We start from the raw sequence: 14,800 nt of genomic DNA, 5'->3' as shown, positions 1-14,800 counted from the left end.
TTTACCCCAGTTTTCTTTTTAAGCTAGTCACTTTGAATCATACAAACACTTTATTCTTTTTCCAAGTGCTTGATAATTTTAATCAAGTAAATTATTGACAAAATTACTTACAATTTCCGTTGTAATTCGGTAAATTTTTACTCAATTTTTTGTTGTGGATAGCTTATTGTCACTTCCACTTTATTTTAGCAGCTTTATAGAAAGATGCGTAAAAATAATGACAACCTAGAAAAATATTACAAAACAATATTTTGTATTACAGAAACATAATAAAAATATAAAAATTATAGGTCTACTTAGTATGTACCCGATCAAATCTCACACTTCAGGCTTTAGTCTGTTTGAACTCATTGTAGTGATGGCAATTATTGGCATCATCAGTGCGATTGCTTTGCCCCATTTTCAGCAATATCTGGCCCAGCAAGAAGCCAAGCGTATCCGTTATTTACTGCAATATAGTATTAACCTGGCCAAATCCCAAGCGCTCACCTATCGCGCCAATATTGTAATTTGCCCCAGTGCCGATCTGCAGCAATGTCAGAATAATCAATGGAACAGCGGTTTTATTATTTTTATCGATCATAACCGCAACCGAAGCCTCGATTCAGGTGAATCTATTGTCTTAACTGAAAAGACCCGCCTGAAATACGGTAACCTGGAATGGAAAGGCGCCCTGTCTCTGCCCAGTCTCAGATTTAACGCCCAGCAGGGTTTACCTTTAGGCTCTAATGGCAGTTTTTATTATTGTTCAGGTTTTACCCCCAATCAGCGTATTTTCCTCAGTAATCGTGGTTTTCTACGCATAGAATTTCCCAATAGCTGCTAAAACTTATGCGTCTAAAGATGTATGAAAATTACGCTTTATTCTGTGGATTTTTCCCCTATACTGCTAGGGCTTAAGCTCAAAATAAATATTGAATTGATTAGAAACAGATTGGAGATACAACGATGACGGATATCGTAATTGTTAATGGTGCACGGACAGCAATGGGTGGTTTTCAGGGTAGTCTTGCCAGTTTAACCGCACCCGACTTAGGTGCAGCCACCATTCAAGCCGCTATTTCTCGTGCTGGCTTACAACCGACCGATATCGAAGAAGTCATTATGGGCTGTGTTTTACCGGCCGGCTTAAAACAGGGTCCTGCACGTCAAGCCATGCGTAAGGCAGGCTTACCGGATTCAACCGGTGCTGTAACCATTAACAAACTGTGTGGTTCAGGCATGAAAGCGGTCATGCAAGCCGCAGATATGATTAAAGCCGGTTCAGCAACTTACGTGGTTGCAGGTGGTATGGAATCAATGACCAATGCGCCGTATATCCTGCCAAAAGCACGCGGCGGTTTCCGTATGGGCCATGGTGAAGTCAAAGACCATATGTTCCTAGATGGCCTTGAAGATGCAGAAACCGGCCGTTTAATGGGTTCTTTTGCACAGGACATGGCCAATACCAAAGGTTATACCCGCGAACAAATGGATGACTTTGCTATTCGTTCATTAAAACGTGCACAAACTGCAGTGAATGAAGGTTATTTTACCGATGAAATCGTGCCTGTAACGGTGTCTACCCGTAAAGGCGATGTCGTGGTCGATAAAGATGAACAACCATTCAACGCCAATATTGAAAAAATTCCAACACTACGCCCAGCGTTTGCTAAAGATGGCACCATTACTGCGGCCAATGCCAGCTCTATTTCGGATGGTGCATCTGCACTTGTATTAACCTCAGCAGACAACGCTGCAGCAAAAGGTTTACAACCGCTAGCCAAGCTGATTGCCTATGCTTCGAATTCACAGCATCCATCTGAATTTACCATTGCGCCAGTCGGTGCAATTCAAAAAGTTCTGGATAAAACCGGCTGGACGGTTGCAGATGTGGATCTGTGGGAAATCAATGAAGCTTTTGCCATGGTGACCATGTGTCCAATGGACGAGTTCAAACTGGACCCAGAAAAAGTCAACATCAATGGCGGTGCCTGTGCACTTGGTCACCCAGTTGGTTCGACCGGTTCACGTATTATTTTAACCCTGATTCATGCCCTGAAACGTACCGGTGGCAAGCGTGGTATCGCCGCCCTATGTATCGGTGGCGGTGAAGCAACTGCTGTGGCGATTGAGTTGCTTTAATTGAAAGTCTCCCTTTCTTAAAGGGGAGACTTAGAGGGATTCAATCAATCATTCCCAATCCTCTCCTACAAGGAGAGGGCCAGGGAGAGATCTACCCTCTCTCTAACTCTCTCCCAAAGGGAGAGAGAACTACTAGGAAGGAAAATAAAAAGCCTCCACTTGGAGGCTTTTTATCATCACAATTAAAGTAACCGTTTAAATTTTAATACTTAAAGAATTTCTTTACGCAGTTGTTCCGGTGACTTCATCGACAATAAACCTGGTGCAACATCAAATGCGGTTTTCGCACCGTACTGACCCATCTGGTTCATGCGGTAACACGCACGTGCATAAGCCACCAATACGCTTGCCGTAAACTCAGGATTACTCTCCAGTTTCAAAGAGAATTCCATGACTTGATTATGGGCATCGCTGGTATTGCCACTACGAATCACGAATCCACCATGTGGCATACGATTGTGTTCATTACGAAGAGTTTCTTCATCAATGAAGTTTACCGTTGTATTGTAGTCCGCAAAATAATCCGGCATGGTCACAATGGCCTGTTCAACCTTGGCTGCGTCTGCACCCCCTTCAAGTACCACATAGCACTCACGCGTATGCTTATCTCGGGTGCTTAACTCTGGACGTGAACCACTACGCACCTTGTCCATCGCATCGGTGGAGGGAATGGTATATTGCACACCCGCTTTCACACCCTCAACACGACGAATCGCATCTGAGTGACCTTGACTCAAACCTTTACCCCAGAAGGTATAGGTTTCACCGTCTGGAAGTAATGCTTCACCGAACAAACGATTGATAGAGAACATACCCGGGTCCCAGCCAATCGAAATCATGGCTGTTTTCTTGTTCGCAAGTGCTGGCGCATTTACAGCATCAAAGAACTCTGGAATACGTGCGTGTGTATCAAAGCTGTCGACAGTATTAAATTTACTTGCTAATTCAGGGGTCTGTTTAGGCAAATCAGCTTTCGATCCACCACATAAAATCAGTACATCAATCTGATTCTGGAAGTCAACCAATGCATCCATATGAAAAACTTTGGTTTCAGTAAAGCAGGGTGAAACAGTTTCAGGCGCACGGCGAGTAAAAATACCCACAAGCTGTAAATCCGGATTCTTTTGAATGGCAGTTTCCACACCACGTCCTAAATTGCCATAACCAGCAATACCAATACGAATAGAATGTTGCATACAGACAAGTCACTTCAAGCTAATAGTTAAACTTTTCCAAATCAGATTCAAAAAACGAAGATGATTGGGTGCTTCTTCTGTAGATTCAAGCCATGATTCAGCCTGCTCACAGAATGCACCATATTGTGCCACAATGTTGTATTTGCACCAAATTAAAGCAAAGTCAGTGACGATGCTGATCTAAAGCTATCGCACAAAAACAAAAAAACCTCCGTCAGGAGGTTTTTCGCAACGGGTGAAATTAAGCACCCGTTTGATAACGTGCCTGAGCCACGGCCGTCGAAGCCTGATAAGGATGGGTAAAATCACCCAGACCGGCTGCTGCTTCAGTAATATCTTTACCTTCTTTAATCACGAAGGTATCGAAACCGGAACGCTTCATATAGTTCAGTACATCTTTAAATACATCACCTGTGGCACGGAGTTCGCCTTCAAAACCCTGACGGCGAAGCAGTGCAGCAAATGAATAACCACGACCATCATTAAAGCCAGCAAACTCAATAAAGATGGCATCGAGCTGATCTAACGGAAACTCATTGGTTTCAGGCGAAGCATCTACGGTTAAGTACAATGCTTTTTTACCTGAAACATTAGCAAGTTGATCGAGCTGCTCAACCGTTAAAACCACATCACCTTGTGGTAACACGCCATCTTCACCAATAATTTGGTAAGTATTGTCTGCAATCGTGCCATCTTTAGAGAGCACTTGTAGTGCGGTATTAAGCATATGCACGCTCCTTAAATGGTTGAATGCCAACACGGCGATAGGTATCAATAAACTCTTCACCTTCCTGGCGCAGGTCAAGATAAGTATTTAAAATTTCTTCCACCACATCTGGCACTTTTTCCGCAGCAAATGATGGCCCTAAGATGTCACCGATTGAGGCATCATGATCAGCATTACCACCCAGGGTAATCTGGTAGAATTCCGCGCCTTTTTTATCAACACCTAAAATCCCGATGTTGCCGACATGGTGATGACCACAGGCATTCATACAACCGGAGATGTTCAGATCCAGTTTACCCAGGTTGTAAATGGTATCAAGGTCATCAAAACGGCGTGAAATCGCTTCAGAAATTGGAATTGATTTGGCATTGGCCAGCGAGCAGAAATCACCGCCTGGGCAGCAGATAATATCAGTCAAGAAACCAATGTGCGCACGCGCCAGATTGTGTTGATCCAGGGTTTGCCATAAGGCAAACAGGTCTTTTTGTGGTACATCTACCAGCGCAATATTCTGCTCGTGTGTAGTACGTAATTCACCGAAAGTGTACTGATCAGCCAGGTCAGCGATCAGGTTCATTTCTTCCGTGGTGACATCACCCGGGGCAATACCGGCACGTTTCAGTGAAATGGTGACAATACGGTAGCCTTTCACTTTGTGTGCATTGGTATTGATGTTAAACCATTGCTTGAACTTCGGATATTGTGCAAACAGCGCGGTGAAGTCCTCATCTGCATAGTCCTGATAATCGAATGGCGTAAAGTTCTCATCCATTTTTTTCAGGGTGTCTGCATCGACTTTTAAGGTTTTCACCGTATGTGCAAATTCAGCTTCAACTTTCTCGGCAAATACTTCTGGCGTGAGTGCTTTTACCAGAATCTTGATACGTGCTTTATATTTGTTATCACGACGGCCGTGCAGGTTATAGACACGCAGCACTGCTTCCAAGTAAGCAATTAAGTCTTCACGTGGCAGCCATTCTTTAATCACTGCACCGATGATTGGGGTACGACCCAAACCACCGCCAACCATGATTTTATAGCCCATTTCGCCGGCTGCATTGCGTACAATATACACACCAATATCATGGAAAGCAGTTGCCGCACGGTCAATTTCTTCAAGTGCAGATACCGCAATCTTGAATTTACGTGGCAAGAAGGCAAATTCTGGATGGAAAGTCGACCATTGACGGATCAGCTCACAGGTCGGACGCGGATCGGCAATTTCACCAGCGACCACACCGGCATACTGGTCCGTGGTGGTATTCCGGATACAGTTACCTGAGGTTTGAATCGCGTGCATCTGAACTGTGGCCAGTTCAGCCAGCATATCTGGCACGTTTTCTAGTGCAGGCCAGTTAAACTGAATATTTTGACGTGTTGAAACGTGGGCATAACCACGGTCATAGGCCTTGGCCAAGGCAGCGACTTTACGCAGCTGGGTCGAGCTCATTAAACCATAAGGCACGGCAATACGTAACATTGGCGCATAGCGCTGTACATATAAACCATTTTGGAGACGAAGTGGACGATATTCATCTTCTGTCAATTTGCCCGCTAAATAACGTTCCGTCTGGTCACGGAACTGCGCAACACGTTCATTAATCAGTTGCTGATCGAAATCAGTATATAAATACATGGCGTACAGCTAGTAGTTTCATTATAACGACCGACAGGATAGCGACATTTTATCTATCAACAAAATGCGTTTTTTACATATTTCATAGCGATTTTATTGATAAGTCAGCTGGACTTGCGCTGTAAGCAAGCCTTTGCAGCCATTCATTATTATTTTCTGGATCTTTCATTATTTTTTGCGTTATTTAGCATTTTTTTTCATAAGATGTTTATCCTCACTTTTGGGTCTGGATAAACATCTTATATTGGCTGATAAACCTCTTTTATAGACCGGCGCGTTACCAGTTCCCCTGCCCCAAACCTTGGCCACGGAAATCATAACGAGCTTTGGAGCGCGAGAATTTAATCGGGCAGGCCAACTGCGCTTCAGTGTCTGGGCTGTCCTGTTCCAGTGGCACTTGAACCACCCATTCGCGTTGCTGGGCCAGTGGTGAATGCAGTGCTTCTTCTAAATACAGCACCGGTTCGACACAAACATCCTGCTCGGCAAATATTTGCTGCCATTCTACCCAGCTTTTGGATTGAATTTTATTGCCAATGGCCTGTTTCACCGCCTGCCGGTCGTCTGAATCAAAAGAACTTCCTTTTTCCACAATTAGTGGCAACTCCAGGACCGCGGCCAGACCTTGCATAAATTGTGGCTCCAAACCACCGATCGAAAGATAGCGGCCATCTGAGGTACGATAGTAATCATAGAAAATCGCGCCATTTAAATGGCCGGCTTCCGGACGCTGCGGCTCCTGTCCGGCCAGGCTGGCTGCCGCAGCCATATTGTTTAAGGTCGCCACACAGTCAGTCATGGAAATATCAATATATTGTCCCTGTCCGCTGCTTTGCCGTTCAATGACGGCGGCCAATATACCGACCAGCGCATGTAGTGAGCCACCTGCAACATCAGCAATCTGAATGCCCATTGGCGGTGGCCCGGACTGTGCCCGGCCACTATGCCCGGCAATACCGGAAAGCGCTAAATAATTGATATCATGTCCAGCCTTGGCCTGATAAGGACCGCTTTGTCCATAGCCGGTAATGGAACAATAAATCAGTCCGGGATGAATTTCTGCCAATGTGGCATAATCCAGCCCCAAACGCTGCATTACCCCAGGGCGAAACTGCTCAACCACAATATCGTAATCTTTAATTTTGGCTTTAATTTGTGCAATGCTGTCCGGGTCTTTTAAATCCAGCGTCACCGACTGTTTATTGCGGTTCAGGTAACTGTGCGAAGTCGCCTGGCCATTGGCATAGGGCGGAAATAGCCGGACCAGATCTGGACGGTTCGGTGATTCAATATGCACCACTTCTGCGCCTAAATCGGCCAGATAAAGCGTGGCAAATGGTCCGGGTAACAAGGTGGAAAAATCTAAAACTTTGAGTCCGTTTAAAGCGTATGACATTGGAGTTTTTACTCTATTTGTGTTGATTTTTTCATCATCTTAGAAATATAAAAGCATAAACACAATGTCATGTTCAGCCATTTACCTTGATCATTTCGGCAATTTAATATGTAAAAATGGCAAAACAACTCAAGTAAATTGCCAAAAACTTTATTTTTAATGTCATTTAGGTCAAACATACGTGATTACCAAAGACAAAGAGTCAGAAGGCTTTAATATGAGCCGCGATACCATCAGTATCCACTTCGTAAATGCGGCTCTAACCGGTGTCAAACGCCTTGGCATGGACGTCGAGACCTTATTATCACACGTGGGTATTGAGGCCGAGCTGTTACGCCAGCCCAAAGCGCGAATCTCGCCAGAACAATATACCCGTTTTATTAAAATGCTGTGGATGGTGACTCAGGACGAGCACATCGGCTTTGATGTTCAAGGCCGCCGCTTAGGTACTTTTGCCATCATGTGCCAGCTGATCATCCATGCCAAAACCTTGGGTGATGCCTTAGAACTGTCCTCCCAGTTCTATAAACTGTTTGGCGATGAATGGTCGGTGACGCTGGAACGTGACAAACACGAAGCCCGTCTGGTGCCGTTAATTCCTAAGAGCATGGACCCGGACCACTTTATTACTGAAAGTATGCTGATGATCTGGCATGGTCTGGCATCGTGGTTAATTGAACGCCGTCTGCCGCTGGAACGTGTCCACTTTGGTTATGAGCGCCCTGCCCATGCCGATGAATATGATGCGCTGTTCTTCGCCCCAGTGATGCAGTTTGATATGCCGCGTACCGAAATTACCTTTGCGGCCGACTATCTGGACTTGCCAATTCGCCAGAATGAAGAAACCCTGGAAGAATTCCTGAAAGCGGCACCGGCACAGTTATTAGTGAAATTCAAAAATACCAACTCTTTAACTTCACGAATTCGTGATGTCCTGAAGAGCCAGATTGGCGAAGAAATGCCAACCTTGAATGATGTTGCCTCAATGCTGTATCTGTCGCCGCAAACCCTGCGCCGCCGTCTGGCAGCCGAAGGTAAAAGCTATCAGGGCGTCAAAGATGCCTTACGTCGTGATGCCGCGATTCACCTGTTGCTGAATCCGGAACTGACGCTAGAAGATGTAGCGCAACAGGTCGGCTTTAGTGAAACCAGTACCTTCCACCGTGCCTTTAAAAAATGGACTGGAGTGACACCAGGGCTATATCGCCAGCTACACGGTTATCACTAAACATTTTTTAGACAACGTCTTTTCAGGTTTGATCTTCCTCTCCGCCCTCACCGCCAAGTGAGGGCTTTTTTTATTGGCGAAAAGCATCATCTGACCTCGCCCGTTCTCGTCATTGCACTTCATCAATTAATCATTACACTCAAAAAGCATAACAATTTAAAACTCATCAAAGGGATAGCACATGAGCGAGGCTTATATTATTGATGCCATTCGCACACCACGCGGAAAAGGAAAAAAAGATGGTTCACTCTATGAAGTGAAACCAATCAGTCTGGTCACCACCCTGTTGCGTGAATTAGAACAGCGCCATCAGCTGGATACTTCACAGGTCGATGATATTGTGCTGGGCTGCGTCACACCGGTCGGTGATCAGGGTGCCGATATTGCCAAAACAGCAGCGATTGCTGCCGGCTGGAACAATGATGTGGCAGGTGTGCAGATCAACCGTTTCTGTGCCTCAGGTCTAGAAGCCGTGAACTTGGCCGCGCAAAAAGTCCGCTCTGGCTGGGAAGATCTGGTCGTCGCCGGTGGAGTGGAGTCAATGTCCCGCGTACCAATGGGTTCAGATGGCGGCCCGTGGGCGCTGGACCCGGAAACCAACATGGCCTCGAAATTTGTCCCGCAAGGCATTGGTGCCGATTTAATTGCCAGCATTGATGGCTATAGCCGTGCCGATGTCGATGCCTTTGCCGAGCAGTCACAAAAGAAAGCCGCGGCTGCGCAGGCCAATGGTCATTTTGAGCGTTCAATTGTGCCGGTCAAGGACAAAGCCGGTGTTGTAATTCTAGCCAAAGATGAATTTATTAAGCCGAATACCACCGCGGAAGGCCTGGCCAAACTCAATCCAAGTTTTGAAATGATGGGACAGATGGGTTTTGATGCCATCGCCCTGCAAAAATATCCTGAAGTCGAGAAAATTCAGCATGTGCATCATGCCGGTAACTCCTCCGGTATTGTCGATGGTGCCGCGCTGGTGTTATTGGCCTCGAAAAAAGCCGTACAGGAACAGGGTTTAAAACCGCGCGCCAAAGTGCTGGCCACGGCACTGGTTGGTGCTGACCCGACCATCATGCTCACCGGTCCTGCACCGGCAGCCCGTAAAGCTCTGGCCAAAGCTGGCTTAAGCATTGAGGACATTGACCTGTTTGAAGTCAATGAAGCTTTTGCGGCGGTGGTGATGCGGTTTATTAACGAGATGCAGGTCGATCCGGCCAAAGTCAATGTCAACGGCGGTGCAATTGCCATGGGTCATCCACTCGGGGCCACCGGTGCCATGATTTTAGGCACCCTGCTGGATGAGCTGGAACGTCAGGGCAAAAAACGTGGTCTGGCCACCTTATGTGTCGGTGGCGGTATGGGTATTGCCACCATTATTGAACTGGTTTAAGGAGGAGCCGCATGAGCGCTATTCAATTCGAAAAAAACGCCGACAATATTGTAATCTTAACGCTAGACTCGCCAAACCAGTCCACCAACACCATGAATGCAGATTTCCGTGCCGCTTTGGCGGAAACCGTGGAAAAACTCAAAGCCGATGAACAGATTGCCGGAATTATCTTCCGTTCGGCCAAAAAAACCTTCTTTGCCGGCGGTGATCTCGATGAACTGATTCAGGCTCAACCGGAACAGGCCAGCGATTTTTTCCAGATGGTGGAAGGCATGAAAGCCCAGCTGCGTTATATCGAAACGCGTGGTATTCCGGTGGTGGCTGCCTTAAATGGCACAGCTCTTGGCGGTGGCTGGGAACTGGCGCTGGGCTGCCATCACCGCATTGCCTTGAATGACCCCAAAACCAGATTCGGTTTACCGGAAGTGACTTTGGGCCTGCTACCAGGTGGCGGCGGCATCGTGCGAATGGTACGTCTGCTCGGCCTGCAAACCGCTTTTCCATTTTTAATCGAAGGCAAACAGTTTGGGGTAGAAAAAGCTCTGTCTTTGGGCTTGATCCATGACACGGCCGACTCAGCAGATGAAATGCTGCAAAAAGCCATCGACTGGATTCAAACACATACGAAATCACAACAACCGTTTGATGTAAAAGGCTATAAAATTCCGGGTGGTGATCCGAAACATCCAGCCGTGGCGCAGATGCTGGCGATTGCTCCGGCGATTTTACGTGACAAGACCAAAGGCTGTTATCCAGCACCGGAAGCAATTATGTCGGCTGCGGTCGAAGGTGCACAGGTTGATGTCGATACCGCACTGACCATTGAATCACGTTATTTTACCTATCTGGCGACCGGTCAGGTCTCTAAAAATATGATTGGCACCTTCTGGCATGGCCTGAATGCCATTAAATCCGGTGCCAGCCGCCCACAGGATATTCCGCAGTGGCAGGCGAAAAAAGTCGGTATTTTAGGTGCCGGAATGATGGGTGCCGGAATTGCCTATGCTGCAGCCATTAAAGGTATTGCGGTTATCCTGAAAGATGTTGCTATAGAAAATGCAGAAAAAGGCAAAGCCTACAGCCAGAAACTGCTGGATAAAAAAGTTGCTCAAGGGCGGATGACTGCGGAAAAACACGACCAGATTCTGGCACGCATTACCCCAACGGCCTCAGCGGCAGATCTGGCTAGCTGCGACCTGATCATTGAAGCGGTGTTTGAAAATCAGCAATTAAAAGCACAGGTGACCCAGGAAGCCGAAAGCTATCTGGCTGCCGATGGCGTGATGGCCTCTAATACTTCGACCCTGCCCATTAGCGGTCTGGCACAAGCTGCGAAAGATCAAAGCCGTTTTATTGGCCTGCATTTCTTTAGTCCGGTCGATAAGATGCAACTGGTTGAAATTATTAAAGGCCAGAACACCAATCGTGAAACCGTGGCCAAGGCCTATGACTTTGTCCAGCAGATTGGCAAGACGCCTATTGTGGTCAATGACAGTCGTGGTTTCTTTACCAGCCGTGTGTTTGGTACCTTTGTGCAGGAAGGTCTGCGTATGCTGGCAGAGGGCATCCATCCGGCCAAAATTGAAATGGCCGCGCTCAAAGCCGGGATGCCTGTTGGACCGCTGGCGATTCAGGATGAAGTCTCGCTGACCTTATCCGAGCATGTCGCGGCAGAAACCCGCAAAGCCTTGCAGGCGGAAGGCAAAGAACGCCCACGCTCAGGTGCAGATGAAGTCATTGAAACCATGATCCATCAGTTTAACCGTAAAGGTAAAGCAGCCGGCGCCGGGTTCTATGACTATCCTGAAGGTGGCAAAAAATCGCTCTGGGAAGGCCTCAGTTACTGGAAAAAAGAGCAGACTGTCGATGAGCAGGAACTGATTGACCGCTTCCTGTTTGTCCAATCGCTGGATACTTTGCGCTGTCTGGAAGAAGGCGTGCTGGAATCGGTGGTAGATGGTAACGTCGGCTCGATTTTCGGGATTGGTTTTGCCCCGTGGACAGGTGGTGCCCTGCAGTTCCTGAATCAATATGGACTAAAAGATGCGTTAAACCGAGCACAAGCTCTGGAACAACGCTATGGTGAGCGTTTTGCCCCACCGCAGTTATTGAAAGATAAAGTCGCGCAAGGCGAACAAATTTAAACCCATCCATCTGGGTAGCATTCAAGAGGCCTTTAGGGCCTCTTGTCTGTTCTGGCGACAGTATTGAGCCGCGCCTCGGCGCAAGGAAAGCATTTTCTTGGCTTGGACTTTGAAATAATTATGTTATAAAGTTTCAACAGATTCAGTTTTCTTTTTATCCAATTGGGCAGTTTGTTATGACCGACCACTCATCTCCAGAAAAATCTCCTTGGGGTTGGAAAGCACTTATTATTTTCTCGGTTTTAGGTGCGTTATTTCTTGGCCTGTTCTATCTTGCCGTGAGCAATGAACCGGACTATATGCCAAGCCAGCAGAATAAACACAACACCCAGCAACATGCATTTAAAAATGCGCCTGCCATGTCTGAAGAGGCTTTGGCCAAAGCTCAGGCTGACCGCGAAGCGCGTGAAGCTCGTGCGGCTGCCAGCGCAGAACAGCATCAGATGACCGAAGCGGAACACGCTGCCATGGATGAAAGCCATGAGCAAGCACCTGCACATGGGCACTAATTAAATACCATTTGAAAATAGACTCTACTCTTAGGGTCTATTTTTCAAACTTGGGTGCTAGATCAAAATATAGTGGTAAATGATCACTCAAACTTAGCCAAGGTGTTTGATCTCCCACCTGCATGCTAGCTTGATCTATTTTCCAAAATTGCTCAGAAGCAAACATATAATCAATATGATATGCCTTCGCTAAATTTCGCTGTAAAAAGAATGTTGCTTGACTTTCCTGCCCTTGTTTCTCATTAGAAATGTGATGGTAAAGACTCTTTATTTTTAGATCATTAAATATACGTATGACATCGGAGTGATTCCACCACCGATCCCAAACATCCCACTGTGAGTTGCTGTTAAAATCTCCACCAATAATGAGCGGAATATTTTGCATTTTTAGTTGATGTAACTGTAAATATTTCCAAATTTGACCAATATATGCAAAAGTTGGAAAGTTTGCATGTTTTGCCCATACAGCAAGGAGCGTAAAGGATTGATTAACTTGAATAGGTAAAAATAGTTCTAGTTTGTTGTCTTGCCAATCTAATACTTCTAGTGATAAAGCATCTTTTGTAAAAACACCTATGCCTTTATTCTTATTATTTCCTTTCCAAACAAAATTAGAAAAATATTGTCGATAAATTTTCTTTGCCTGTTCCGTATGCTCACATTCCTGAATAATATAAATATCGGCATCAAATTGAAGAATAGGCTCAATTTTATTTCTAAAAGCACCATTACAATTCCATGTCACAATCTTCATTGTATTCAACTTTCAAACACTAAATGCATGTCTACATGCGCAATACCACAATCTAAATACGATTCACCCTCCACCTGAAAACCCAAGCTTTGATAAAACGGAATCGCGTGTTCCTGCGCAGACAACTTGACCCACGGACGTTGCTGCTGCTTTGCCATCTGAATAATATGCTGCATTAGAACACGTCCCACACCTAAACCACGCTGTGACTTCAGTACCGCGACCCGCCCAATACTGTGATTTTCCAATAAGCGTGCTGTTGCAATCGCCTGCTTTGCTATATAAACCACAAAATGCAAGGCAACTGCATCCTGTGCATCCCATTCATCTTCAGGGGCAATCTGCTGTTCCTGAATAAAGACTTGCTCACGAATAGATTTGGCCTCTGTCGCAAACTGTCCCCAAGTGCCCGATTGAATTTCATAATTTTGCATCTTTTTATCCTGATCCATCTTGCTTAGCACTTCGAACCAATGCCCTGTTGATCCCATTGATCGTTCAACAACAACTCCAAAGAATGTCTTTGAATACCGTACATGGTTTTTAAATCACGAATTTGTGCCAAAATTGCTTGATCAGGTTCACTCCAATTTTGGCGTTTGGTTGCCAAAATCATTTTGTTCTTACTGGTATGTTCCAAAGAGACAAACTCAAAAACTTTGGTGTCATAACCATAAGCTTTGAGCAATAACGCACGAATGGTATCGGTCAACATTTCTGCTTGTTGTCCTGCATGAATGCCAAATTGTAGCATCGGTTGCAGCACTTTGGGTGCCTGTAACTGCGGACGTAACTCTTTATGACAACACGGCGCACACATAATCATTTGTGCATTCAGGCGAATGCCGGTGTGAATGGCAAAGTCGGTGGCGACATCACAGGCATGCAAGGCAATCATCACATCGAGCTGTTCCGGTGCATAGGTACGGACATCGCCCTGGAAAAAGTCCAGTTGCTGAAAGCCGGAATCTTGCGCCACCTGCTGGCAGAACGCGACCATTTTCGGATTCAGTTCCACACCGGTCACATACGGCGTCTGCTGATGCTTGGCCAGATAGTCATACAGGGCAAAAGTTAAATAGCCTTTGCCAGAACCAAAATCGACAATATGCAAGGGCTGATCTTGAGTGTTGAGTTGCTCCACCGCCCCGGAGAAAATTTCCACAAATTTATTAATCTGTTTCCATTTTCGCGCCATGCTCGGAATGATCTGGCCATGCTGATCGGTAATGCTTAAATGCTGCAAAAATGGGCTGTCCTGTTCGACATAACGCTGTTTGCTGCGGTCATGACCTTGCGCGACACTTGCCGGTGCAGTCTCAGCTTTTTTCTTGTTCACCATCAGCATGGCTTTTTTCTTGTTCTTTTTCAGCTGCAGGTCTTCATCTAAGGTCAATAAATTGGCCTGTTTGCAGCAGCCTAGCAGTGCGCTGACCTGAGCCACTGCCTCAGTGAGCGGATAGTTTTTGGTGACATCCTGGGTTTTATATCGGTACACACAGTTCAGTACAGCTTCATTTTGCAAAGAAATGACCCGGAAGGTCATTTTTTCCAGCTGTTCAAGTTCACCTTTGTACTGACTCAGAATTAAACGCTCAAAACGCTGTGTTTCAATGGCTTGCTGAAACGCATCTAGAAATTGTTGTTCCGGATTGGGAGAAGTCGCCAATTGAGACATGAGTAAAATCTGAAATGAATT

General features: G+C 46.0%; 13 protein-coding genes. 6 read left to right on the top strand and 7 right to left on the bottom strand.

The window, feature by feature from the left end:
• The first annotated feature begins 301 nt into the window (after positions 1–301).
• Positions 302–826, top strand: coding sequence for a GspH/FimT family protein (locus FTT68_RS00170; RefSeq protein WP_016659816.1), 525 nt, complete (start codon positions 302–304; stop codon positions 824–826).
• Between the two features lie 122 nt (positions 827–948).
• Complete coding sequence (locus FTT68_RS00165) at positions 949–2,124, top strand: acetyl-CoA C-acyltransferase (RefSeq protein ID WP_104470652.1); 1,176 nt, start codon at positions 949–951, stop codon at positions 2,122–2,124.
• Between the two features lie 209 nt (positions 2,125–2,333).
• On the opposite strand, the gene FTT68_RS00160 is transcribed toward FTT68_RS00165, so the two are convergent.
• The 4 genes from FTT68_RS00160 to FTT68_RS00145 form a co-directional block, all read right to left on the bottom strand.
• Positions 2,334–3,320: a diaminopimelate dehydrogenase gene (locus FTT68_RS00160; RefSeq protein WP_180083581.1), complete on the bottom strand. Its 987-nt coding sequence runs from the start codon at positions 3,318–3,320 to the stop codon at positions 2,334–2,336.
• 241 nt (positions 3,321–3,561) lie between these two features.
• On the bottom strand, positions 3,562–4,047 hold the full coding sequence (locus FTT68_RS00155) for a DUF934 domain-containing protein (RefSeq protein WP_075167910.1): 486 nt from the start codon (positions 4,045–4,047) through the stop codon (positions 3,562–3,564).
• Positions 4,040–5,683: a nitrite/sulfite reductase gene (locus FTT68_RS00150; protein WP_016659814.1), complete on the bottom strand. Its 1,644-nt coding sequence runs from the start codon at positions 5,681–5,683 to the stop codon at positions 4,040–4,042. Before FTT68_RS00150 ends, FTT68_RS00155 begins: the two co-directional genes overlap by 8 nt.
• A gap of 277 nt (positions 5,684–5,960) precedes the next feature.
• The gene (locus FTT68_RS00145) at positions 5,961–7,079 is read right to left on the bottom strand and encodes a CaiB/BaiF CoA-transferase family protein (RefSeq protein ID WP_180006862.1); all 1,119 of its coding nucleotides are present in this window, start codon (positions 7,077–7,079) and stop codon (positions 5,961–5,963) included.
• A gap of 217 nt (positions 7,080–7,296) precedes the next feature.
• Here FTT68_RS00145 and FTT68_RS00140 point away from each other — a divergent pair, with 217 nt between their 5' ends.
• From FTT68_RS00140 to FTT68_RS00125, 4 genes are all read left to right on the top strand, one after another.
• Entirely contained in the window at positions 7,297–8,307 is a 1,011-nt protein-coding gene (locus tag FTT68_RS00140; RefSeq protein WP_034597576.1) for an AraC family transcriptional regulator, read from the top strand.
• A gap of 181 nt (positions 8,308–8,488) precedes the next feature.
• The gene (locus tag FTT68_RS00135) at positions 8,489–9,694 is read left to right on the top strand and encodes an acetyl-CoA C-acetyltransferase (RefSeq protein WP_180006863.1); all 1,206 of its coding nucleotides are present in this window, start codon (positions 8,489–8,491) and stop codon (positions 9,692–9,694) included.
• An 11-nt stretch (positions 9,695–9,705) separates the two neighbouring features.
• Positions 9,706–11,838 (top strand): 3-hydroxyacyl-CoA dehydrogenase NAD-binding domain-containing protein, encoded by a 2,133-nt coding sequence (locus tag FTT68_RS00130; RefSeq protein ID WP_180006864.1) that lies wholly within the window; start codon positions 9,706–9,708, stop codon positions 11,836–11,838.
• Positions 11,839–12,014: 176 nt separating this feature from the next.
• The gene (locus FTT68_RS00125; RefSeq protein WP_016659810.1) at positions 12,015–12,347 is read left to right on the top strand and encodes a hypothetical protein; all 333 of its coding nucleotides are present in this window, start codon (positions 12,015–12,017) and stop codon (positions 12,345–12,347) included.
• Between the two features lie 37 nt (positions 12,348–12,384).
• Here the strand turns inward: FTT68_RS00125 and FTT68_RS00120 are convergent, their stop codons facing one another.
• Genes FTT68_RS00120 through FTT68_RS00110 form a run of 3 tightly spaced genes read right to left on the bottom strand, consistent with a single transcriptional unit; the run spans position 12,385 to position 14,779 of the window.
• Positions 12,385–13,101, bottom strand: a complete 717-nt coding sequence (locus FTT68_RS00120) for an endonuclease/exonuclease/phosphatase family protein (protein ID WP_180057406.1) — start codon at positions 13,099–13,101, stop codon at positions 12,385–12,387.
• A gap of 5 nt (positions 13,102–13,106) precedes the next feature.
• A complete protein-coding gene (locus FTT68_RS00115; protein WP_180057403.1) occupies positions 13,107–13,535 on the bottom strand; it encodes a GNAT family N-acetyltransferase in 429 nt (142 codons plus the stop codon).
• A gap of 23 nt (positions 13,536–13,558) precedes the next feature.
• On the bottom strand, positions 13,559–14,779 hold the full coding sequence (locus FTT68_RS00110) for an SAM-dependent methyltransferase (RefSeq protein ID WP_180057400.1): 1,221 nt from the start codon (positions 14,777–14,779) through the stop codon (positions 13,559–13,561).
• Positions 14,780–14,800: the final 21 nt, after the last annotated feature.

It is taken from the genome of Acinetobacter sp. Q85-2 (genome assembly GCF_013420555.1).
Classification (GTDB): Bacteria; Pseudomonadota; Gammaproteobacteria; order Pseudomonadales; family Moraxellaceae; genus Acinetobacter; species Acinetobacter indicus.
This window is presented reverse-complemented; position numbering and strand designations above follow the sequence as displayed.